Here is a 21929-nt window from a genome sequence, read left to right on the forward strand (position 1 = left end):
GTACAGCTGCAGCGATGGAAGAGGACACCCCCCAGATGTCGTCGTCAACCCCTTTGTGGACCGATCAGCAGGCCGCCGGCACCCCGGACGCCCCCGTCGGTCTCGACCACCTGGCCCGCGCCTACTTCGAGCACGTCTCGGAGGCGGACCTGGCCGAGCTGGACCCGAGTACGCGTGAGCGGCTCGTCGCCACGCACGTGGAGATGGCCGCCGGCCGTGGCACCAGCGAAGCCGTCGTGAGAGTGACCCCCAGCCGGCCCCACGGCTTTGTGCAGATCGTGCATGCGGACATGCCCTACCTCGTGGACTCCGTCACGAGTGAGTTGACCCGTCAGGGACACGCCATCCGCATGGTCGCCCATCCGACCGTGATCACCCATCGGGCCAAGGACACCGGGCAGCTGACCGCCGTCCACCGCGTCCCCACCCAGCAGGGCACCGCCAGCGGTGACACCACGGCAGCGCTCGCCGACCTCGGGCCGCTGGTCGCCGATGAGGGCGAACACACCGGAGTCGAGTCCTGGATCGGTGTGCAGACCGTCGGCCCGCTGGACGACGAGGAGGCGGCCCGGCTCGAGAAGGGCCTCGGCCACGCGCTGGCGGACGTGCGCGCCGCCATCGCCGATGCTGACCGCATGCGCGCGGCCGCCTTCACCGCCGCCCGTACCCTCACGCACGATGCACCGGCGACCGTGCAGGGCGTCCGCGAGAGCAGTGAGCTGCTCAACTGGATGGAGGACGGCCACTTCACGTTCACGGGCTACCGCGAGTACGTGCTCCACAGTGGGGACAACGGCCAGGTGCTGGTCCCCGTGGAGGACACCGGTTTGGGCATCCTCCGCCGACGGCCGACCACGCCGCCGGCGCCGCTGTCCATCGCCGGTCGAAACCAGATCGAGCGCCCGATCCCGCTGATCATCACCAAGGCGAATTCGCGCTCTCGGGTGCAGCGTTCCGCCTACATGGACTACGTGGCGGTGAAGACCTATGACCGTGACGGCAAGGTCACCGGAGAGCGCCGGTTCGTGGGGTTGTGGGACCCCAAGGCGTACTCGGTGTCCCTCGAGGACATCCCGCTGGTGCGGGAGAAGGCGGCCGAGGTGCTGCACCGCTCCGGCTTCCCGCAGGACTCCCACTCCGGAGCAGAACTCCAGCAGATCCTCGAGACCTACCCGCGTGACGAACTGTTCCATGTGGGCGTGTATGAGTTGTGGGAGACCTGCCGGCTGATCCTGCAGCTGCAGGAACGCCGCCGCACGAGGCTGTTCCTGCGCCCGGACACCTATGGCCGGTTCATGAACGCCCTCGTCTTCCTGCCCCGCGACCGCTACAACACGGATGTGCGCGGCCGTATCCAGAACGTGCTCCTCGAGGCCCTGGGCGGGGAGTCCCTGGACTTCCAGGTCAGACTCACCGAATCCGTGCTGGCGCGTCTGTACTTCCGCATTCGGTTGCCGCGCGAGCGCGAACGCGCCGCACCGGTGGACGCCAAGGACCTCGAGGACCGGCTGGTCCGGGCGGTCCGATCCTGGAAGGAGGGGGTGGACGAACAGGCGGTCGAGGCATTCGGCGCCGATTCCGGCGTAGACGCCGCCCGGTTGTGGGACGAGGCCTTTCCGCCCGCATACCGGGTGGCCTACGAGATCGACAACGCCCTCGAGGACATCGGCCGGTTCAACGGTCTTCCGGGGGAGGGCGCGCCCGTGGTGCACGTCGTCCCCGAGCACCAGGACGAGCGCTCACGGATCGCCGAGGAACGGGTCACGGACCTCACGATCGGGCGCATGAAGGTCTATTCTGACCGGCCACGCACGCTCACCGAGATCCTGCCCGTGCTGCAGAACCTCGGTCTGTCCGTCTTGGATGAGCGTCCTTTCGAGGTGGAACCGGCGGACGGTCGCAAGTTCTACCTCTACGATTTCGGGCTGGGCTACCCGGTGGGCACCGAATCCGAGGCGACGGCCGGGCTGCTGGAGGACGCCGTCGTCGCCGCCACCACGGGTGTCTCCGAGTCCGACGCCCTGGACCGCCTCGTCCTCGCCCAGGGTCTGGACTCGCGGACCGTGAGCGTACTGCGCGCCTATGCGAAGTACCTGCGGCTGCTCGGGATGCAGAACTCCTTCGACTTCATGGCGGACGCGCTCTTGTCCCATGAGGCCGTGACGCGTTCCCTGGTCGACTACTTCTTCACCCGCTTCGATCCCACGACCCCGTCGGCCACGGACGACGACGGCCCGGACGCGGGCGAGGCCCGTCGCCAGAGCTTGGAGCAGGTCCGCGAGCGGGCCGAGGAGGCCCTGGAGGACGTCGCCACCCTGGACGCCGAACGAGTGTTGCGGGGCTTTCTGACCGTCATGCAGGCCACCCAACGCACCAACTTCTTCCAAGGGCATCGGCGCCTGAGCTTCAAGATCGCGACCTCGGAGATCGACTTCGCCCCGCAACCCCGGCCGGCCCGGGAGATCTGGGTGTACGACCCGGAGGTCGAGGGCGTGCACCTGCGGTTCGGCCCCATCGCGCGCGGCGGTTTGCGCTGGTCGGACCGCCGGGAGGACTTCCGCACCGAGGTCCTCGGCCTCGTCAAGGCACAGCAGGTCAAGAACGCCGTCATCGTCCCCACCGGAGCCAAGGGCGGATTCTTCGCCAAGCGGCTGCCGGACCCGGCCGTGGACCGCGGAGCCTGGGTGGAGGCGGGCCGGGCGGCGTACCGGACCTTCATCCGCGGACTGCTGGACATCACCGACCAGCAGTCGCGCCATGCCGACGGAACCGCGATGGTCTTCTCCACCCGGGAGAGGATCGTGCGCTATGACGAGGACGACGCCTACCTCGTGGTGGCGGCGGACAAGGGCACGGCGTCGTTCTCCGACACCGCCAACGCCATCTCCGCCGAGTACGGCCATTGGCTGGGCGACGCGTTCGCCTCCGGTGGTTCGGTGGGCTATGACCACAAGGCGATGGGCATCACCGCCCGGGGTGCCTGGGAATCGGTGAAGAGCCACTTCGCGTCCCTCGGCCGGGACACGCAGTCCGAGGACTTCACCGTCGTGGGGATCGGAGACATGTCCGGTGACGTGTTCGGCAACGGCATGCTGTTGTCCGAGCACATCCGGCTGGTGGCCGCCTTCAACCACCTGCATATCTTCCTGGATCCGAATCCGGACCCTGCCGTGTCCTTCGCCGAGCGCCAGCGGCTGTTCGACCTGCCCCGGTCCTCGTGGTCCGACTACGACGCGTCGCTGCTCAGCGAGGGCGGTGGAGTGTATGACCGCAACGCCAAGTCGGTCCCGGTGAGCCCGCAGACCCGGGAGCTGCTCGATCTGCCGTCGTCCACCACCGAGTTGAGGCCGAACGAACTACTCCAGGCCATGCTGAAAGCTCCCGTGGACCTGCTGTACAACGGTGGCATCGGCACCTACGTCAAGGGGGAGGCAGAGGTCCACGCCGAGGTCGGGGACCGGGCCAACAACGCGATCCGCATCAACGGCAGCGAGTTGCGCGCGGCCGTCGTGGGTGAAGGCGGCAACCTCGGCTTCACCCAGCGTGGCAGGATCGAGGCCAGCCTGTCCGGAGTGCTGATCAACACGGACGCGATCGACAATTCGGCCGGCGTGGACTGTTCCGACCACGAGGTCAACATCAAGATCATGGTGGACCAGCTGGTCTCGACCGGCGCGTTGGAGGCAGACAACAGGTCCGCCCTGCTGGAATCCATGACGGAGGAGGTCGCCGAACTGGTCCTGACAACGAACGTCGACCAGAACACCCTGTTGCGCAATGACTCGCAGAAGGTGTCCGAGTGGCTGCCGAGCTTCGAGCGGCACATCCAGTGGTTGGTCGAGCATGCGGGCCTGGACCGTGAGCTGGAGGGCCTGCCCAGTGACGACGAGTTGGGTGAACGTCTCGAGCAGGGCCAGTCCCTGGTCACGCCCGAGCTGGCGGTGCTGGTGGCCTACGCGAAGACGAACCTGTCCGACCAGTTGCTGGACTCGGCACTGCCGGATGATCCCTGGTATGACCGAACCCTGGACGCCTACTTCCCCACGGCCCTGCGGGACCGGTATGCCGAACAGATCCAGCAGCATCCGCTGCGACGGGAGATCATCGCCACCGTCGTGGCCAACGACGTGGTGAACACTGGCGGCACCACCTTCGTGTTCCGCGCCATGGAGGAGACGGGGGCGGATGCCGCGACCGTGGTCGCCGCCTACTCGGCGATGAAGGAGATCTACGGCTACGGCGACTACTTCGAGTCGATCCGGGCTCTGCCCGCGAGCGTGGACGGCGAGGTCAAGGCCCGTGTCTACCTCGACGCCCGCAGACTCCTCGACCGGGCGGTGCGGTGGCTCGTCAACCACCGGGCCGAGGGCGAGGGCATCGGCACGGTCGTCGAGTACTACGCCGCCCCGCTCCAGGCCCTGGTGGAGGACCTGCCCCAGCTGGTGCAGGGCCAAGACGCCGAGCGCTTCGCCGAATGGCGGGACGCCTCCCTGGAGGCCGGCCTGCCCGCCGACCTGGCCAACCGCCGGTCCATCTTGTTCGAGTCTTTCGGACTGCTGGACGTGGTCCGCCTGGCCCGGCAGATCGGACGGGAACCACGGCACGTGGCGGACGTCTACTTCCGTCTCTACGACCGGTTCGACGCCGAGGAGATGCTCAATCTGATCACGGACCTGCCCCGGAGCGGACGCTGGAAGGCGCTGGCCCGAGCTGCCTTGAGGGATGACCTGTATGCCCTGATCGTCAACGTCACCACCCACGTCCTGGCCGGCGGGACGGAGGCGGGATCGGACGATGGAGCCTCTCTGGTTGAGGCGTGGGAGGAGGGGAACGCCACCCGGCTGGAGCGGGCCGAGCGCTTCCTCGAAGAGATCCGCGAGTCGGGCTCAGACGATCTGGCCTCCCTCTCCGTGGCGTTGCGCCAACTGCGATCGGTGACGGCCCAGTAGAACTGTTCCATGGCCTTGTTCACCGACCCTCTGCACGACAACCCCGATCTGGCGGAGGGCGATGTCGACTGGCTGCACATGGTGGTCGGTGAGTGGCAGCTCATCGCGGATCTGGACTTCGCGGACCTGGTGCTGTGGTATCCGGTCGCGGGCTCGGAGGTCACCGGCCGCGGCTTCGTGGCCCTGGCCCAGGCGCGGCCCTTCACCTCACAGACCTCCCTGCACCGGGACATCGTGGGCAGCCGGGTCCGGACGGACCTGAAGTCCCTGGTGGACCAGGCCTGGACCACCGGGGAGCCGACGGCCACGGCACCCTCGGTGCACGGTCCGGACAGCTCCATGCGGGTGGCGGTGTGGCCCGTGGTCCGCGACCACCGCTGCATCGGGGTGGTCACGGTCCACCAGAACCTCACGGGCCAGCGCACGCCGTCCCGGCTCGAGCTGGTGTACCGGGAGAGTGCCACGCAGCTGTTGGCCATGCTGTCCCACGGCCAGTGGCCGGAGACGGACGACCCCGTGAGCAGTTCCCACCGGGGTTCGCCCCGGGTCGGGGACGGTGTCCTGCGCCTCACGGGTGAGGGCTTGGTGGACTTCGCCACCCCGAACGCCGTCTCGGCCTTCCGCCGGCTGGGGGAGACCGAGCCCTTGGAGGGACGGTCCCTGGCGAGGATCGTCACGGATCTGCAGGATGAACGCCGGCCCGTGGACGAGTCCCTGCCGCTGGTCCTGACCGGCAAGGCCGCGGCCCGCGCCGAACTGGATGTCCGCTCGGTCAATCTGACCCTCCACACGGTGCCGTTGCGGGACGACGCGGGACGTTTCGGGGCGTTGGTGCTCCTGAGGGATGTCACCGAATTGCGCCGGCGGGAGCAGCAGCTCATCGGCAAGGACGCCACCATCCGGGAGATCCATCACCGCGTGAAGAACAACCTCCAGACCGTGGGGTCCCTGCTGCGGATGCAGGCCCGGCGGATGCACTCAGAGGAGGCGAAGAAGGGCCTGGAGCAGGCCATGCGCCGGGTGGACACCATCGCCCTGGTCCACGAGACGCTGTCCCGGGGCCTCGAGCAACAGGTGGATATGGACTCCCTGCTGGGGCGTCAGTTCCGGCTCGCCGTGGAAGTGTCCGGCGACGGCCGGGAAATCAGCACGGAGTTCCGGGGCGGTTTCGGCCAGCTGCCCTCCGACTTGGCCACCCCTTTGGCCCTGGTGATCAATGAGCTCGCCATGAACGCGGTGGAGCACGGGATCGGGCCGGAGGGTGGCCACGTGGGGCTCTCGGCTCGCCGGACGCAGACGCCCTCCGGTGAGCGACTGGAGGTCCGCCTCTGGGACAGCGGACCGGAGACCGGCGCGGGGCGCCATGACCTAGCGCCCGGCGTCGTTCCGGCACCGGGGCAGAGCCCCGGCCTCGGTCTGCACATCGTCCGCACGCTGGTGGCGGGGGACCTGCGGGGCACGATCGACTGGACGGTGTTGGAGTCCGGTGGTACCGAGGTGGTCATCCAGGCGCCGGTCCCGGAGCATTGACCACTGATGGGGCGCCGAGAGCTATCCCGAGACACGCCACAGGCCCTGACCTCACGGGTCAGGGCCTGTGGCGTGGTGCGAGGGGTTCGCGGTCTGGCGTCCGGATTAGGAGGCGCGGCGGGCGCGGGCGGCCCGGCGCTTGAGGGCGCGGCGCTCATCCTCGCTCATGCCGCCCCAGACGCCGGAGTCCTGTCCGGACTCAATGGCCCACTGCAGGCACGTGTCGACCACTTCACAGGTGCGGCAGACAGCCTTGGCCTCTTCGATCTGGAGCAGGGCCGGACCCGTGTTCCCCACCGGGAAGAAGAGTTCCGGGTCCTTGTCCAGGCATGCTGCCCGGCTACGCCAATCCATGCTGATCGTTCACTCCTTCGCTGCCGGGCACACGGTTGGCCCCGGCAATACTGTCTCGGGTCATCGGACGGTAGTCCTCAAGCGGGGCTGATCTGCGCCATCCTGTCGATGGCAACAAAAAAGGGCCGTTGCGACGACCCCCGCTGAACTTCGTGAAATATCTTTTCATGTCACTGACGAGTAAACAAGAGGCCCAGCACGTTAACGTGCGGTTACCATGCGATGTTGATCACAGCGCGGAACGGGTGCCGTAGACTATCCCGGCTCGCCGTCACCACTGTCAAGGGTGCGGCCACCAGCCCACAGTGCAACAGAAAGCCGGACGCCGTGCCCACGCCAGAACACCAGGCCACCCCCCGGCCATCGACCACTCGCGAACCCGGGCACCGGCCGCCGGCCGTGGTGGCGCTGACCCTGCTGCTGCTTCTCCAGGCCCTCGCGGTCCTCGGTGTCGCCGTGGTGTTCGGCCTCGAGATCGGCAGCGGCGTGTTGAACCTGGGCGCGCAGATCTTCCTGGTGGTCCTGGTCGTGGCCGCCGGGGTCTGGATCGGTGCTGCCGGTTTGAGCCTGTGGGCCGGTCGGGCCTGGGTGCGGGCCGCCGTGGTGGTGATCGAGCTGTTCGCCGTGATCCTGTCCGTCAGCTTCTTCTCCGCCGGCAATGCGGCGACTGGCCTGCTCTTCCTGGTGCCGGCCGCCGGGATCCTGTTCCTGATGTTCAGCCGGCAGGTCGCCGAACACCTGGCGGGCCTCCACCGCTGAGGGCGCCTGCCCATGGCGTGACGTACCAGGCCCTCGAGGCCGGCGGGAGCATCCGGACGCGACAGAGGCCCGGTGCCGTCCGTGGACGGCGCCGGACCCCTGGGTGGTCCACTCACTGTGAGGCCACTGGTGCGGCCGGACGGTGGCGATCAGGTCATGCGGTCCATCGGCCGGCGGTCAATTCACGGCGCCGGTGTACTTCTCTCCCGGACCCTTACCCGGGGCGTCCGGGAAGGGCGAGGCCTCGCGGAACGCCAGCTGCAGCGAACGCAGTCCGTCGCGCAGGGGACCGGCGTGCTGGCTGCCGATCTCCGGGGCGGCGGACGTGACCAGGCCGGCCAGCGCGGTGATCAGCTTGCGCGCCTCGTCCAGGTCGATCAGGTCCTCGGCGTTCGGCGTGTCAGCCAGGCCGACCTTCACCGCGGAGGCAGTCATGAGGTGCACGGCGGCGGTGTTGATGAGTTCCACGGCCGGGACCTCATGGATCTCCCGCACCCGATCGTTGACGGGATCGTCCGAGGGGGAGGGATTCTGCTGTTCGTCATTCATGCTGGTAAGCTTGTCACAGACCAGCTGGTCCCGAGTCCCATTCCACTGCAAGTACGGGTGTGAGATGGGTGACGAGATCAGTCATCGAAGTGGAGGCCACCTCCCACCCGCGTCAGCAGGATGTCCGCCCCGGCGGACCGAGTTGCCGGGTCACCGGTCGGACGGCCCCGGAAGGGACCCGTCGGCCGATGGGTCGTCGGACACGTCCGTCGGCTAGGCCTCCGTCTGCGTTGAGCACGGAGGCCTTAGTTGTCTCCGGATCGGCGCAGGGAGCCGCACCGGGATGGCGGCCCCGCATCCACAGCGTCCAGAAACAGGAGTTGCAAGATTAGCGAGCCAAGAATCAACGAACGGATCCGCGTGCCCGAGGTGCGCCTGGTCGGCCCCCAGGGCGAACAGGTGGGAATTGTGCGCATCGAGGATGCGTTGCGTCTAGCCGCCGAGGCCGATCTGGACCTCGTTGAAGTGGCCCCCACGGCCAAGCCGCCGGTCTGCAAGCTCATGGACTTCGGCAAGTGGAAGTACGAAGCCGCTGTCAAGGCCCGTGAGGCACGGAAGAACCAGACCAACACCATCCTCAAGGAAGTCCGCTTCCGCCTGAAGATCGACAAGCACGACTACGAGACCAAGACCGGTCATGCCCGCAAGTTCCTCACCGCTGGGGACAAGGTCAAGGCCATGATCCAGTTCCGTGGACGTGAGCAGCAGCGCCCTGAACTGGGCATCCGTCTGCTGCAGAAGTTCGCCGAGGATGTCGCCGATGTCGGCATGGTCGAGTCGAGCCCGCGCCAGGACGGCCGCAACATGGTCATGGTGATCGGTCCGCTGAAGAACAAGTCCGAGGCCCGTGCCGAGGCACGCAAGCACCAGGAGCCGAAGCAGGAACGCGTCGGCTCCCGCCGTGACGTGGCGGCCCGCGAGGCGAAGCAGAAGATTGCCGAGGACACCTCCTCGGCGCCGCTGTCCAGCACGATGTCGGACGCCATGCCCGAAGAGCTGAAGAAGCTGGCCCAGGCCGGTACCGAGGCTCCGGCCGCGGAAGCTCCCACGGCTCCGGTGGAGAAGGCGGCCGAGAAGCCTGCAACCCAGCAGGCCCCGGCCCAGGCTGCTCCGGCCGCGGAAGCTCCGAAGGCTCCGGCAGCTCCGGCAGACAAGGAGGCCCCGGCGAAGACAGCTCCGGCGAAGGCAGCCCCGGCCGCCAAGCCGGCGACCGCGAGGCCTGCCGCCAAACCCGCCGCGGCACCGAAGCCCGCGGTGGTCAAGCCCGCCGCGGCACCCAAGCCTGCGGCAGCCAAGCCTGCCGCGAAGCCGACGCCGGCTCCCAAGCCGGCCATGCCGAAGCCGTCTGCGGCACCCAAGCCCGGTGCAGCGCCGAGGCCCGGCCCCAAGCCGGGCGGAAGCAAGTAGACCAGCACCACCCTTTCGTCACCGGCTTCAAGCCGGTACGGACCAGATCGGCCCCACCTCCGGGAGGGTCCACGGAGCACTGTTCGCCCGACGGGCGGACAGCCAACATGAAGGAGAACGGCAGCCATGCCGAAGATGAAGACCCACAGCGGAGCCAAGAAGCGCTTCCGCGTGACCGGTTCCGGCAAGCTGATGCGTCAGCAGGCCAACCGCCGCCACTACTTGGAGCACAAGCCCTCCACGCTGACCCGCCGCCTGGCCTCCGACCAGTTGGTCTCCAAGGCCAACGTCAAGACCATCAAGCGGATGCTGGGCATCTGACATTTCCCCGTGGCCTTCTCGGCCGCACACAGCTAGCCGCCGCGACTGACGAAGAACGCGGTGGGCATCGATTCGAAGGAGTACGCACGTGGCACGTGTGAAGCGGGCAGTCAACGCCCACAAGAAGCGCCGGGTGGTCTTGGACCGCGCGGCCGGTTACCGCGGACAGCGTTCCCGCCTTTACCGCAAGGCCAAGGAACAGCTGCTGCACTCGTATGTCTACAACTACCAGCACCGCAAGAAGCGCAAGGGCGACTTCCGCCGCCTGTGGATCACCCGTATCAACGCGGCCTCCCGCGCCAACGGCATGACCTACAACCGCTTCATGCAGGGGCTCAAGCTGGCCGGCATCGAGGTGGACCGCCGCATGCTCGCCGAGCTGGCCGTGTCCGACTCTGCCGCGTTCGCAGCCCTGGTGACGGCCTCCCGTGCAGCCCTGCCGGCTGACGTCAACGCCCCGGCAGTCGCGAAGTAAAGATGCGTACCCGTTGACGGGGGCGGCCACAGGGCCGCCACCGGACTCGGAACACCATGAACGAGCGCCCCGATCAGGACGTGATGACCAACCCCCGGGCAGACCGGGTCCGGAAGGTCGCACGCCTGGCGGGGCGCTCGTCGCGTTCCCGGGATGGCCTGTTCCTGGCTGAGGGCCCGCAGTCATCCCGGGAGGCGCTGCGGGCGCACCTGGGGATGCTGAGTCCTCGTCCCGACCAGGATGCCGACCCTGCCCAGGCCGCCGACCGTCGGAGCCCTCGTCCGCAGGGCTACACCCAGTGGATTCCCGGCCGGGTCGTGGAGTCCGTCTACCTGGCCACCGGGGTGGCGGACCGTGACCCGGAGTTGGCGGACCTGGTCCGCCGTGCCGCCGACCGGGGCGTACCGGTGCGGTGGGTGACCGACGAGGTCCTGGACGCCATGGCCGATGCCGTCACCGGTCAGGGCATCATCGCCGTCTGCCGCCTCCCGGACACCGGCGCCGCACCCGTCCTCGCCGCTCTGCAGGAGCCACGCCTGGCCGCCGTCCTGTGTCGGGTCCAGGATCCCGGCAACGCGGGCACCATCCTGCGGGCAGCGGATGCCTCAGGCGCCGGGGTGGTGGTGCTGACGGTTGGTTCCGTGGACGTGTTCAATCCCAAGGTGGTTCGTTCCACGGCCGGATCGCTGTTCCACCTACCGGTCGTGACCGGAGTGGAGGCCGCCGTCGCCGTGGGATCCCTCCGCGATCATGGTCTGGCGGTGTTGGCAGCGGACGGCTACGGGTCCGTGGTGCTGGACCGGCCGCCGTCGGGCCTGCTGGCCGGGCCGGCGGCCTGGTTGTTCGGCAACGAGGCCCAGGGTCTGTCCGTCGAGGAACTGGCCCTGGCCGACGCGCGGGTGGCGGTCCCGCTGTACGGTCGGGCCGAATCGCTCAACGTGGCCACGGCCGCCACGGTCTGCCTCTACGCCTCGGCGATGGCGCAGCACGCGCCGGACCACACCACAGCCGGAGGCGACCTGGTCTGAGGCGATCCGGGATGGAATCGTGACCCCGCCACCATCACGAGACGACGAAGGGCGCCCCCGGTTGAGGGGCGCCCTTCGCGTCGTGGCGGAGGCCGGTCAGGCCTCCGTGCGGCTGGTCCGCCGGGTGATGGCCTGCCAGGCGAACGCGACGATCACGCCGCCGGCGATGGCGAAGATCCACGTTCCGAAGCTCCAGAACTCGTCCATGGCGCCCACGCCGAGCAGGCTGGCGATCCAGCCGCCCAGCACAGCACCGATGAGACCGGTGATCAGGGCAGTGATCCAGCCGCCACCCTGCTTGCCGGGAAGAATGAGCCGGGCGATGACGCCGGCGATGAGTCCGAGGATGATCCAGCTGATGAAGCCCATGTTGTCTACCCCTTCGTGCTCGTGACGCAGTACGGATACGGATAGTGTCCGTCTGTGGCGGGCTGCCAGTCCACGGTTGATGGACGGTCGGGGGGCCCGGCCTGAGCACAACATTGCAAGCCGGAGCGGAATTCTCAGGTAGTGCGGGACCGGAGCAGGACCAGGGACAGCAGGAGCCCGACGCCGGCGAGGGCCGCTCCGGCGCCTGCGGGCACCTGCAGACCGAGACCGGACTGGATCACGGCGGCCCCCACCCAGGCGCCCATGGCGTTGGCGAGGTTGAGGGCCGAATGGTTGAGTGCCCCGGACAGCTGGGGTGCCTGCGGGGCGGCGTCGACGAGCAGGACCTGCAGGGACGGGACCAAAGCCGAGGCCGCCATGGCGGCGGCCCGCAGCGGCACCAGCGAGAGGATCCACCACTCGGCGGTCAGGCTGAAGCAGGCCAACGCCACGGCGACGATGGCCAGCATCCACTGCAGGGTCCGCCGTGCCGAGCGGTCGGACAGGGTGCCGCCCACCAGGGTGCCCACCACCATGCCGACCCCGTAGAGGGCCATGATGACGGGCACCAGCTGCGGTGCCATGCCGCCGACGTCCGTGAAGACGGGAGCGATGTACGTGTAGAGGGCGAACATCCCGGCGAAGCCGATGATGCCGACCACGATGGCCCGCCAGAGCGCCGGAGATCTCAGAGCCGTGAGCTCGCTGCGCACGGAGGCGCCGGGAGGAGCGGGGACACGGGGGACCAACCACGCCACGGCGGCCAGGGTGGCGGCACCGAAGAATCCCGTGACGATGAACATCCACCGCCAGCCGGAGTTCTGACCCAACCAGGTGGCCAAGGGAACGCCGATGAGGTTCGCGACGGACAGTCCTGCCATGACCCACGCGATGGCCTGGCCGCGCCGTGCGGGTCCGGCCAGGTGGGCGGCGGCCAGGGCGGCGGCCGAGAAGTACGCGCCGTGCGGCAGGCCGGAGATGAACCGGGCCACGAGCATGGTGGAGAAGTCCGGGGCGAACAGGCTGGCCGCGTGTCCGATGACGAACAGGGCCATCAGCCAGAGGGCAGAGGTGCGCCGGTCGATCCGGGCCATGCCGGCGGCCAGCAGCGGCGCCCCGATGACCACTCCGAGGGCATAGGCCGAGATGAGGATGCCGCCTGCGGGCAGGTCGACCCCCAGGTCCGCGACCGCCTCGGGGAGCAGGCCCATGATGGCGAACTCGGTGGTGCCGATCGCGAAGCCTCCGAGGGCCAGCGCGAGGATGCCCGGCACGATGGCGCGACGGCCGGGCGGGTGAAGGCGCGACGCGGCCGATGAGGCAGATGACGAAGAAGACGAAGCGGAGGATGATGTGGAAGGTGAGGTGGGGTAGAAATCGTCGGCAGCGGTGTTCGGCACTGATCCAGACTACGGTCCCCACGCCCACACGGCGCGCTGTCCGGGCGTTCCCCGCCGGTGGAGGTCACTCGGACAACGCAGGGGGAGGGTGGGTAGGCTCGGGTGAATGAGTGACATCACCTCGGAGACCCCGGCCGTGCCCCTCCACGTGAAGGATCCGAACGCGGTGTCCGGTCCAGTCTCGCGTTCCGCTGGCCGGATGCCCCGGCCGGTCGTGGGGGCTGCCGTGATGGACGAGGTGGCGGGTCCGACGGTGCTGCTGGCCGCCCGGCGCAGCGCACCGGAGGCACTCGCGGGCCTGTGGGAGTTCCCGGGCGGCAAGGTGGAGCCGGGGGAGGACCCTCGCGCGGCGCTGGTCCGGGAGGTGCGCGAAGAACTCGGGGTCCATGTCCGGCTGGACCGCGAGGTGGCCGCCGACCACCCGGAGGGCTGGCTGCTGGCCAACGGGGCCAGGATGCGGGTGTTCACCGCGGTGATCGTCGAGGGCGACCCCCAGCCGCTGGAGGATCACGACCTGCTCGAGTGGCGTGCCCTCGACCGGGCCGCGCTGCAGGAGCTGGAGTGGATTCCGGCGGACCGTCCCATCGTGGATGCGCTGGTGGAGCTCGTGCGTCCGGAGGGTTGAGGCCCTAGAACAGGGACGGCTGCGGTACCGGGACCGGCTTGGCAGGGTCCGTGCTCCCGGTCGGAGCTCGGTAGCCACCCGCGCCGGGGCGAGGGGCGGCCGTCCTCGTCTCGTCCCCGTCCGGGCGGGTGATGCGATGGGCCCCCTCGTGGTGCAGGCCGTGACGCCGGGCCGCGGCGGAGGCCCGCCGGCCGAGTGCTTTGCGGTAGGAGACGGGCGCATAGGAGCTGCGGCCGTAGAGCTGACGGTATCCGTCCAGCAGGTTCGGGTGGTCCTGCTCGATCCACTGCAGATACCACTGCCGTGCTCCGGGCCGCAGATGCAGGGCCCCGGCCAGGACGGACTGGGCGCCGGCGCCGGCCAGCGCGGTCATGAGGTCCTCCAGCTGGCGGTCGGAATCGGTGAGCCAGGGCAGCAGGGGCATGGCCATGACCGTGACCTCTGCGCCGGCCGAGGACAGCTTCTCGATGAGCTTGAGCCGGGCCGCGGGGGTGGGGGTGCCCGGTTCGACCCGGTGGGCGAGGCCCGCGTCCAGCATGGCCAGGGACACGGAGACCTGCACCGGCACCTGGCGAGAGGCTGAGGCCAGCAGGTCCAGGTCCCGTCCCAGGAGGGTGCCCTTGGTCAGGATGGAGAAGGGGGTGCCCGCATCCGCCAGGGCCGTGATGATGCCGGGCATCAACCGGTATCTGCCCTCGGCCCGTTGATAGGGGTCCGTGTTGGTGCCCAATGCCACCAGCTCGCGGGTCCAGCTGGGGCGTGCCAATTCCCGCCGAAGGATCTCGGGGGTGTTCACCTTGACGACGATCTGCTGATCGAAATCGGTGCCCGCGTTGAAATCCAGGTACTCGTGGGTGTTGCGGGCGTAGCAGTACCGGCACGCATGGGTGCAGCCCCGGTAGGGGTTGACGGTCCAGCGGAAGGGCATGGGGGAGGAATCCGGGACCTTGTTCAGGGCCGACTTGGCCACGACCTCGTGGAAGGTGGTGTCCGCGAACTCCGGCGTGGTGATGGAACGCTGCAGGCCGGAGAGCGGGAGCAGGGCGGCCGGTGCGGCTGGAGTGCCGCCGTCGCCCTGATCTATCCCGTCCCCGGCCTGCAGAGTCTGCGCTTCCCATCGCATGCGTCGATTAGAACACATGTACTAACGGTGGTGCAAGGGGGCGCTATTCTGGAGCCATGACCGGTCCCGCCGCCGCCGCACACCACGACCCTGGCCTCGCGCCCCTGCTGCTCACCGGCTTCGAGCCCTTCGCGGGAGATGGGCACAACCCCTCCTGGCCCGCGGCACAGGAGGCGGCCCGTCGACTCCGGGACCGCGGCGTCCGTGCGGTCGCCGTGAGGCTGCCCTGTTCTTTCGCCGGATCCACCGAGGCCCTGGAGCGGGCGCTGGCCGAACACCAGCCCGGGACCGTCATCGCCTGCGGCCTGGCCGGCGGCCGGACGCGGGTGGCCGTGGAGAGGGTGGCCGTCAACCTTCAGGATGCCCGCATCCCGGACAACTCCGGTGCCCAGCCGGCAGGGCAGGCCGTGGACGACGCTGGTCCCGCCGCCTATTTCTCCACGCTGCCGGTCAAGCGCATCGTCGCCGCGCTGCGCGACGCCGAGATTCCGGCCGAGCTGTCCCTGAGCGCGGGTAGCTTCGTCTGCAACCACCTCTTCTACGAGTTGATGGCCCGGGCGGACACCGGGTCCGTGCGGACCGCCGGGTTCATCCACGTGCCGTGGGACGAGAACGCGCCCCGAAGAACAGTGCCGGTGGGTGCGCACGGCGATGACAGGGCCTGTCCGGAACCGTGGCCGACCGTGCCGGGCGCCCAGCTGGCCGAGGCGCTCGTGATTGCCGCGCTGGAAGCGGCGCGGCCGGCGTCGGACCTCGACGTGCCAGATGGCCCGCTGTACTGACGAAACCGACAAAAGCACGGGGCCGGGCGGGGGAGCCCACAGCCCGAGGGGAAGGCTGTGCCTGCTACATCCAGGTGACGCCGTGGTCCTCGAATTCACGCCAGCGGGCCTGCATCATCCGCCTCAGGAGTTCGCGGGGCACAGGATCGCTGTGGGGGATCTTCACGGATCCCTTGCCGGTCTCGACATCGGAGAGCTCGTCCTCGAAGGCCTCGCGGATGCTGGGAGTGAAAACCACGTTGGAGTGGCGCTGATGACCGCTGATGATGAACAGGATCGTCCCGCTCGGGTGCAGGAAGGCCGGGGTGCCCCACTTCAGCGCCTCGGTGGTCGCGGGCGTCGCAGAGCTGGCCAACGCCCGCAACTCCTCGAGCCTGCCCCGCAACTGTTCGGGGGCGGAATCGATGTACTCGTCAACGGTGCCCGGCTTGGATTCGGTGCGCATGTCTCCAGGCTAGGCCGGGTCAGCACCTGCCTGTCGAGGTTCGGGTGGCCGCGCCGATGACCGTGCGGCCAGCAATCCCGCGATGGTGAAGGCCAGGGTGGCGGCGAGGACCAGCAGGATCGGTGCCGTCCAGCCCTCGGTGGCGGTGTGCAGCCAGCCGGCGAGTGGTGGGGCGATCGTGGCGGCCAGATAGCCGCCCGTCTGGACGAAGGCTGAGCCGGAGGCGGCCTCGGAGTCGTTGCCGGCCATCCGGGCGATGATCGAGAAGATGGCCGTGAAACCGCCGCCCTGAGCCACGCCACCGGTGAGTGACCACAGTACGTAGGCCTCGGGCGCCAGCAGCAGACCGATCGGCAGGGACAGCCACAGGACCGCCACCACCGCCATGGGGACCCAGGGCCTCGTCCGTGCCGCCAGGAGGGGAACGCCCAGGGCGCCCACGATGGCGGCGACCTGGAACAGGGACGCCGTGGCGCCGGACCCCGCGGTGTCCAGGCCCTGGGAATCCGACAGGATCGAGGGCAGCCACGTGGTGGTGGTGTAGTAGCCGGCCGACTGGCCGCTGAAGGCGATGACCAACAGCCACATGACGCGGCGGAACGGCGGCGCCGGACGGCCGCCGGCGCTCCGGGCCTTCGGAGCTGCCGGCCCGGAGACCGGGCCAGTCTCCGTGGTGGTGGACTGACCGCCGGGGGCCTCCCGCAGGCGCCGCCGGACCAGGGCCAGCCAATAGGCCATCCCGATCACCGCGAGCACGCCCCAGAGCGCGAGTGCCCAGCGCCAGCCGACGGCGGCGGCCAGCGGGCCCGTGCCGAGCAGGGTGGCCATGGAGCCCACATTCATGCCGGCGGAATACAGTCCCGTCGCCAGGGAGACCCGGTCCCACGGAACCTCCCGGCGGATGATCACCGGCACCACGATGTTCCCCAGGGTCAGCGACAGGCCGATGACGGCGGTGCCGGCCAGGACCATCCACGCCGGCCCAGCGGAGCGCAGCACGGTGCCGGCCAGCACCCCCGCCAGGCAGGCGAACACCGTGGCCTCGGAGCCCCACCGTCCGATGGTCCGGGTGGCCACGGGGGTGGCCAGGGCGAAGAGCAGGATCGGCAGTCCGGTCAGCAGCCCCGCCCCGACGGCGTCCAGTCCGGTGTCGGCCTGGATGTCCCCGAGAATGGCCGTGGGCGCGATGATGGGGGCCCGGAGGTTGAGGGCGAGGATGACGATGCCGACGATGATCCACGGCAGGATCGGGCTGGCTGTGGGTGGGCGGCGCGAGGTGACTCCCAACGGAGAGCGGACAGGGGACGTTCAGGTCGAGGGCAGCCTTCGGGCAGAAACCGGAACGAGTCGATCCTAGTCAACGGACGCCCACGCCGACGCCCACGCCGACGCCCACGCCGTCGTCACCGACTAGTGCCGCCGCGGCCACCGCACCGGACGCTCACGGTAGCCACCGGCCGCCAGCCCCGCGTGGCGCTCGAACAGGTTCCGTGAGGCCGGATCACCGGTGCGCAGCACGGACCAGGCGGCCGCGGTGAAGTACAGCACCAGGAACGGCAGTCCCAGGCACCACGCGTACTGGGTGGCGTGCCGGGACTCGTGATCCAGCAGCCGGGCCATCGGAGCGGTCTGGGGCCGGAACAGGACGAGGTTGCCCACGGTGAAGGCGCCGCCGTCGGGAAAGGCCCACCGGTAGCCGTACGCGAGGACCAGTCCATGCGGGCCCCGCTGGATCCGGCAACCAGCAGCCAGCGCCAGCACCAGTCCCAGAGGCGTGGTCAGGTTGGCGGCGTTCCACAGCTGGCGGATCCGCAGACGGAGGGGCATGGACCCATTCTGCCTGGACAGGCCGAGGTCGCCCGGGAGCCCGCCCGGCCCAGGCGTCGTCGGAATGCCGTGCCGCCCTGCGGCCATTAGACTGGCCAAGGCCTTCCGCCGGGTGCGGGGGCTACACCGAAGGTCAGAACCGTAAAGCTACGTTTCATACACTCGCAACCTCAGGACATGAAGGTCGTTGCCCACCATGACGGAAATCCCCCAGTCGGACCCCAGCGGGCTGGAACTCTCCCCCGCGGACGAAGCCGCGGTGCACGCCGCCGTCGAGCGGGCCCTGGCGGCCTTCGCCGCTGCCGCCGATCTTGAAGAGCTCAAGGCGGCCCGACTGGCCCACACGGGAGAGAGGGCGCCGCTGACGCTGGCGAACCGGGGGATCGGCCAACTCCCCAAGGACCAGAAGGCCGTGGCCGGCAAGCTCATGGGCGGGGCCCGGAAGTCCATGGAGCGGGCGCTCGCGGCCCGCACCGAGGTCCTCGAGGCCGAGCACGCCGCCCGCATGCTCGTCGAGGAGACCGTCGATGTCACCACGGCCGTGCGCCGGCGGCGTGTGGGTGCCCGGCACCCGCTGTCCGTGCTGCAGGAGCGGGTCTCGGACATCTTCATCGGCATGGGCTGGGAGATCGCGGAGGGGCCCGAACTCGAATCGGAGTGGTACAACTTCGACGCGCTGAACTTCAAGCCGGACCACCCGGCCCGCGAGATGCAGGACACCTTCTTCGTGGACCCGGCCGAGTCCCATCTGCTGCTGCGGACGCAGACCTCGCCCGTGCAGATGCGCGCCATGCTCGAGCGCGGCGTCCCGGTGTACGTGCTCTCGCCCGGCCGGACCTTCCGCACGGACGAGCTGGACGCCACCCACACCCCGGTGTTCCACCAGTTCGAGGGCCTGGCCGTGGACCGGGGCCTGACCATGGCGGACCTGCGCGGCACCCTGGAGTACTTCGCCCGCCAAATGTTCGGCCCCGAGGCCACGATCCGGCTGCGCTCCAACTTCTTCCCGTTCACCGAGCCCAGCGCGGAGATGGACATCTGGCATCCCGGCGCCAAGGGCGGTCCGCAGTGGATCGAATGGGGCGGCTGCGGCATGGTGCACCCGAACGTGCTGCGTGCCGCCGGTCTAGACCCGGAGGTCTACTCCGGGTTCGCCTTCGGTATGGGCGTGGAACGCACCCTGATGTTCCGCAATGAGGTCCTCGACATGCGAGACATGATCGAGGGCGACGTCCGCTTCTCCCAGCACTTCGGAATGGAGATCTGATCACCCGTGCGCATCCCGCTGTCATGGCTTCGTGAATATGTCCCGGTCCCGGCGGACGCGACCGCCGAGGACGTCATGGCCGACCTGGTGAGGGTCGGTTTCGAGGAGGAGGACGTCCACCGTCCCCTGGACGAGCTCTCCGGCCCCCTCGTGGTCGGCCAGGTCCTGGAGATCGTCCCCGAGCCGCAGAAGAACGGCAAGACCATCAACTGGTGCCAGGTCCGGGTGGTGCCCGAGGGCCAGGACCAGACCTTGGTCGGGGAGGGAGCCGGAGAGGGCATCGACCCCTCCGGCGTCCAGGGAATCGTCTGCGGCGCCCACAATTTCCAGGTGGGGGACAAGGTCGTCGTCACCCTGCCCGGCGCCGTGCTGCCCGGTGACTTCCGCATCTCCCCGCGCCAGACCTACGGCCACCTCTCGGCCGGGATGATCGCCTCGGCGCGCGAGCTGGGCCTCGGCGAGGATCACGAGGGCATCATCGTGCTGTCCTCCCTCGGTTTCTCGCCCGAGAACGGCAACGACCCGGAGCCCGGCACGGACGTCTACGACCTCCTGCACCTGCGAGATGAGGCTGCCGAGATCAACGTGACGGCGGACCGGAGCTACGCCTTCTCGATCCGCGGCGTGGGCCGTGAATACGCTCACGCCACCGGGTTGCCCTTCACCGACCCGGCCTCACTGGTCACGGCTCCCGCGCCGAACGGCCAGGGGTACCCGGTACACCTGGAGGACGAGCGTCCCATCTACGGCGTCCCCGGCTGCGACCGCTTCGTGACCCGCACCGTCACGGGCCTCGACCCGAGCCGGCCCACCCCGCCGTGGATGGCCCAGCGCCTGCGCCTGGCCGGTATGCGGTCCATCTCCCTGGCCGTGGACATCTCCAACTACGTCATGTGGGAACTCGGGCAGCCGCTGCACTTCTATGACGCGGCGAAGCTGCAGGGCCCGATCGTGGTCCGCCGCGCCGCCGAGGGTGAGGCACTGACCACTCTGGACGGCAAGTCGCGGACCCTCTCCGCCGAGGATCTGCTCATCACCGACGACCGGGGCCCGATCGGCCTGGCCGGCGTGATGGGCGGCGGCGAGACCGAGGTCTCCGAGTCCACCACCACGATCGTGATCGAGTCAGCGCACTTCGATCCCGTGTCCATGGGCCGCACCCGCCGCCGTCACCGCCTGCCCTCCGAGGCCTCCAAGCGCAACGAGCGCGGCGTGGACTGGGAGATCGCGGACGAGGCGGCCGAACGCGCCGTCCAGCTGCTCGTCCAGTTGGCCGGCGGCACCGCGGACGCGGGGATCACCGAGGTGGGCACCCGCCCGGAGCCGAGCGTCATCGAGCTGCCGGCCTCCTACCCCGTGGCACGCATGGGCATCGCATACACCGAGGACCAGATCGAGACCACCCTGCGGGACCTGGGCGCCACGGTCGCCCGCGGCACGGCTCCGGACGCGGGACATCCCGACGCCGGCCCGGCCGGGACGGTCTTCACCGTCACCGCCCCGACCTGGCGCCACGACCTGGAGATCCGGGACGACCTGGTCGAGGAGATCGCCCGCCTGATCGGCTACGACCAGATCCCGTCCACCCTGCCGGTGGCCCCTCCGGGGCGCGGGCTGACCCGGGAGCAGGCGGCCCGCCGCCGGGTCGTCCAAGGCCTGGCCGACGCGGGGATGACCGAGGTGCTGGCCTACCCCTTCGTGACCGAGGCGCAGAACCGCCTCTTCGGCTCCGCCACCGAGGACGAGGGCGCCGTGCAGCGGATGGTGCACCTGGCCAACCCGATCTCCGCCGAGTTCGGGTACCTGCGCACCTCGCTGCTGCCCGGGCTGCTGGACATCGCCCGCCGCAACCACTCCCGCGGGTTCCGGGACCTGGCCCTCTACGAGTCCGGGCTGGTCTTCCTGCCCGGTGAGCAGCTGGGCTCGGCCACGATCCCGCCGCTGGGCGCCCGCCCGGCGGACGAGGTGCTGGCGGACCTGGAGGCCGGGATCCCGGACCAGCCGCGCCACCTGGCCGCCGTGCTCACCGGTCACGACTCCGCGCCCGGTGCCGGGCACCTGCCCCGCATGTATGACTGGCAGGACGCTATCGGCGCCGCCCTGGACGCCGCGGCGATCCTCGGCGTGGACCTGCGGCTCGCGCAGGGGACCCACCAGGCCTTCCACCCGGGCCGCACGGCTGAGCTGCGGTTGGCGGGGTCTGGTGACTCGGTGGACGGTACCGTCATCGGCGTGGCCGGGGAACTGCTGCCGTCCTGGCTCGGGGACGCGGACCTGCCCGCCCGCACCGTGGCCATGGAGATCGATCTGGATGCCCTGATCGCAGCAGCGGCTGAGGTGGTGGTGGCCCGGCCGATGTCCACCTTCCCGCTCACCAGCCAGGACGTGGCCCTCGTGGTCGCGGACGACGTGGTGGCGGGAGACGTCCTGGAGACCTTGCGGGAGGGGGCGGGGGAGCTGCTCGAGGATGTCAGCCTCTTCGACGTCTACGCCGGGCAGGGTGTGGCGGACGGCCATCAGTCGCTGGCCTTCTCGTTGCGCTTCCGTGCCCCGGACCGCACCCTGACCGCGGACGAGGCCTCCGCGGCCCGCGCGGCCGCCACCGACCTGGCCGCCCGGCGTCACGGAGCCGTCCAGCGCTAAGGTGTAATCGGCCACGAGGTCGGGGACACCACCAGCAGGGCGGGCAGCGCAAGCCGGGCAGGCACGGGACGCAGGG

Annotated in this window: 19 protein-coding genes; 11 read left to right on the plus strand and 8 right to left on the minus strand. The window is 69.7% G+C overall.

Annotation, left to right across the window (positions count from 1 at the left end; translation table 11 throughout):
* The first annotated feature begins 35 nt into the window (after positions 1-35).
* Entirely contained in the window at positions 36-4949 is a 4914-nt protein-coding gene (locus RUH65_RS03050; RefSeq protein WP_313815727.1) for an NAD-glutamate dehydrogenase, read from the plus strand.
* A gap of 9 nt (positions 4950-4958) precedes the next feature.
* Positions 4959-6479 (plus strand): histidine kinase N-terminal domain-containing protein, encoded by a 1521-nt coding sequence (locus RUH65_RS03055; protein WP_313815728.1) that lies wholly within the window; start codon positions 4959-4961, stop codon positions 6477-6479.
* A gap of 105 nt (positions 6480-6584) precedes the next feature.
* Here RUH65_RS03055 and RUH65_RS03060 read toward each other — a convergent pair whose 3' ends face one another.
* Positions 6585-6833: a WhiB family transcriptional regulator gene (locus RUH65_RS03060; protein ID WP_010144519.1), complete on the minus strand. Its 249-nt coding sequence runs from the start codon at positions 6831-6833 to the stop codon at positions 6585-6587.
* A 327-nt stretch (positions 6834-7160) separates the two neighbouring features.
* Between RUH65_RS03060 and RUH65_RS03065 the strand changes: the two genes are divergently transcribed.
* On the plus strand, positions 7161-7592 hold the full coding sequence (locus RUH65_RS03065; RefSeq protein WP_313815729.1) for a hypothetical protein: 432 nt from the start codon (positions 7161-7163) through the stop codon (positions 7590-7592).
* Between the two features lie 177 nt (positions 7593-7769).
* Here RUH65_RS03065 and RUH65_RS03070 read toward each other — a convergent pair whose 3' ends face one another.
* Positions 7770-8141: a DUF1844 domain-containing protein gene (locus RUH65_RS03070; RefSeq protein ID WP_313815730.1), complete on the minus strand. Its 372-nt coding sequence runs from the start codon at positions 8139-8141 to the stop codon at positions 7770-7772.
* 360 nt (positions 8142-8501) lie between these two features.
* On the opposite strand from RUH65_RS03070, the gene infC reads away from it, so the two are divergent.
* From infC to RUH65_RS03090, 4 genes are all read left to right on the plus strand, one after another.
* Entirely contained in the window at positions 8502-9548 is a 1047-nt protein-coding gene (infC, locus tag RUH65_RS03075) for a translation initiation factor IF-3 (protein ID WP_396179496.1), read from the plus strand.
* 126 nt (positions 9549-9674) lie between these two features.
* Positions 9675-9869 carry a 50S ribosomal protein L35 gene (gene rpmI, locus RUH65_RS03080; RefSeq protein ID WP_159551536.1) on the plus strand — a complete coding sequence of 65 codons (195 nt, stop codon included), beginning with the start codon at positions 9675-9677 and terminating at the stop codon, positions 9867-9869.
* An 88-nt stretch (positions 9870-9957) separates the two neighbouring features.
* Complete coding sequence (gene rplT, locus RUH65_RS03085; RefSeq protein ID WP_115931568.1) at positions 9958-10344, plus strand: 50S ribosomal protein L20; 387 nt, start codon at positions 9958-9960, stop codon at positions 10342-10344.
* A gap of 56 nt (positions 10345-10400) precedes the next feature.
* Entirely contained in the window at positions 10401-11372 is a 972-nt protein-coding gene (locus RUH65_RS03090) for an RNA methyltransferase (protein WP_313815732.1), read from the plus strand.
* A gap of 96 nt (positions 11373-11468) precedes the next feature.
* Here the strand turns inward: RUH65_RS03090 and RUH65_RS03095 are convergent, their stop codons facing one another.
* Together RUH65_RS03095 and RUH65_RS03100 are read right to left on the minus strand one after the other, a co-directional pair.
* Positions 11469-11741, minus strand: a complete 273-nt coding sequence (locus tag RUH65_RS03095) for a GlsB/YeaQ/YmgE family stress response membrane protein (RefSeq protein WP_313815733.1) — start codon at positions 11739-11741, stop codon at positions 11469-11471.
* A gap of 134 nt (positions 11742-11875) precedes the next feature.
* Positions 11876-13015, minus strand: coding sequence for an MFS transporter (locus tag RUH65_RS03100; protein WP_313815734.1), 1140 nt, complete (start codon positions 13013-13015; stop codon positions 11876-11878).
* Positions 13016-13256: 241 nt separating this feature from the next.
* Here RUH65_RS03100 and RUH65_RS03105 point away from each other — a divergent pair, with 241 nt between their 5' ends.
* Positions 13257-13766: a (deoxy)nucleoside triphosphate pyrophosphohydrolase gene (locus RUH65_RS03105; protein WP_396179510.1), complete on the plus strand. Its 510-nt coding sequence runs from the start codon at positions 13257-13259 to the stop codon at positions 13764-13766.
* A 4-nt stretch (positions 13767-13770) separates the two neighbouring features.
* Here RUH65_RS03105 and RUH65_RS03110 read toward each other — a convergent pair whose 3' ends face one another.
* Positions 13771-14889, minus strand: a complete 1119-nt coding sequence (locus RUH65_RS03110) for an Rv2578c family radical SAM protein (protein ID WP_313815735.1) — start codon at positions 14887-14889, stop codon at positions 13771-13773.
* Positions 14890-14945: 56 nt separating this feature from the next.
* Here RUH65_RS03110 and pcp point away from each other — a divergent pair, with 56 nt between their 5' ends.
* Positions 14946-15671: a pyroglutamyl-peptidase I gene (gene pcp, locus RUH65_RS03115; RefSeq protein WP_313815736.1), complete on the plus strand. Its 726-nt coding sequence runs from the start codon at positions 14946-14948 to the stop codon at positions 15669-15671.
* Between the two features lie 64 nt (positions 15672-15735).
* Here pcp and RUH65_RS03120 read toward each other — a convergent pair whose 3' ends face one another.
* The 3 genes from RUH65_RS03120 to RUH65_RS03130 all read right to left on the minus strand — a co-directional run bounded on the left by RUH65_RS03120 (position 15736) and on the right by RUH65_RS03130 (position 17943).
* A complete protein-coding gene (locus tag RUH65_RS03120) occupies positions 15736-16116 on the minus strand; it encodes a DUF1801 domain-containing protein (RefSeq protein WP_313815737.1) in 381 nt (126 codons plus the stop codon).
* 9 nt (positions 16117-16125) lie between these two features.
* Complete coding sequence (locus RUH65_RS03125) at positions 16126-17403, minus strand: MFS transporter (RefSeq protein ID WP_313815738.1); 1278 nt, start codon at positions 17401-17403, stop codon at positions 16126-16128.
* Positions 17404-17526: 123 nt separating this feature from the next.
* On the minus strand, positions 17527-17943 hold the full coding sequence (locus tag RUH65_RS03130) for a hypothetical protein (protein ID WP_313815739.1): 417 nt from the start codon (positions 17941-17943) through the stop codon (positions 17527-17529).
* Positions 17944-18139: 196 nt separating this feature from the next.
* Here RUH65_RS03130 and pheS point away from each other — a divergent pair, with 196 nt between their 5' ends.
* Entirely contained in the window at positions 18140-19210 is a 1071-nt protein-coding gene (gene pheS, locus RUH65_RS03135) for a phenylalanine--tRNA ligase subunit alpha (protein WP_313815740.1), read from the plus strand.
* 6 nt (positions 19211-19216) lie between these two features.
* Positions 19217-21853: a phenylalanine--tRNA ligase subunit beta gene (gene pheT, locus RUH65_RS03140; RefSeq protein WP_313815741.1), complete on the plus strand. Its 2637-nt coding sequence runs from the start codon at positions 19217-19219 to the stop codon at positions 21851-21853.
* The last annotated feature ends 76 nt before the right edge of the window (positions 21854-21929 follow it).

Source organism: Citricoccus sp., assembly GCF_032154715.1.
In the GTDB taxonomy this organism is placed as follows: domain Bacteria; phylum Actinomycetota; class Actinomycetes; order Actinomycetales; family Micrococcaceae; genus Citricoccus.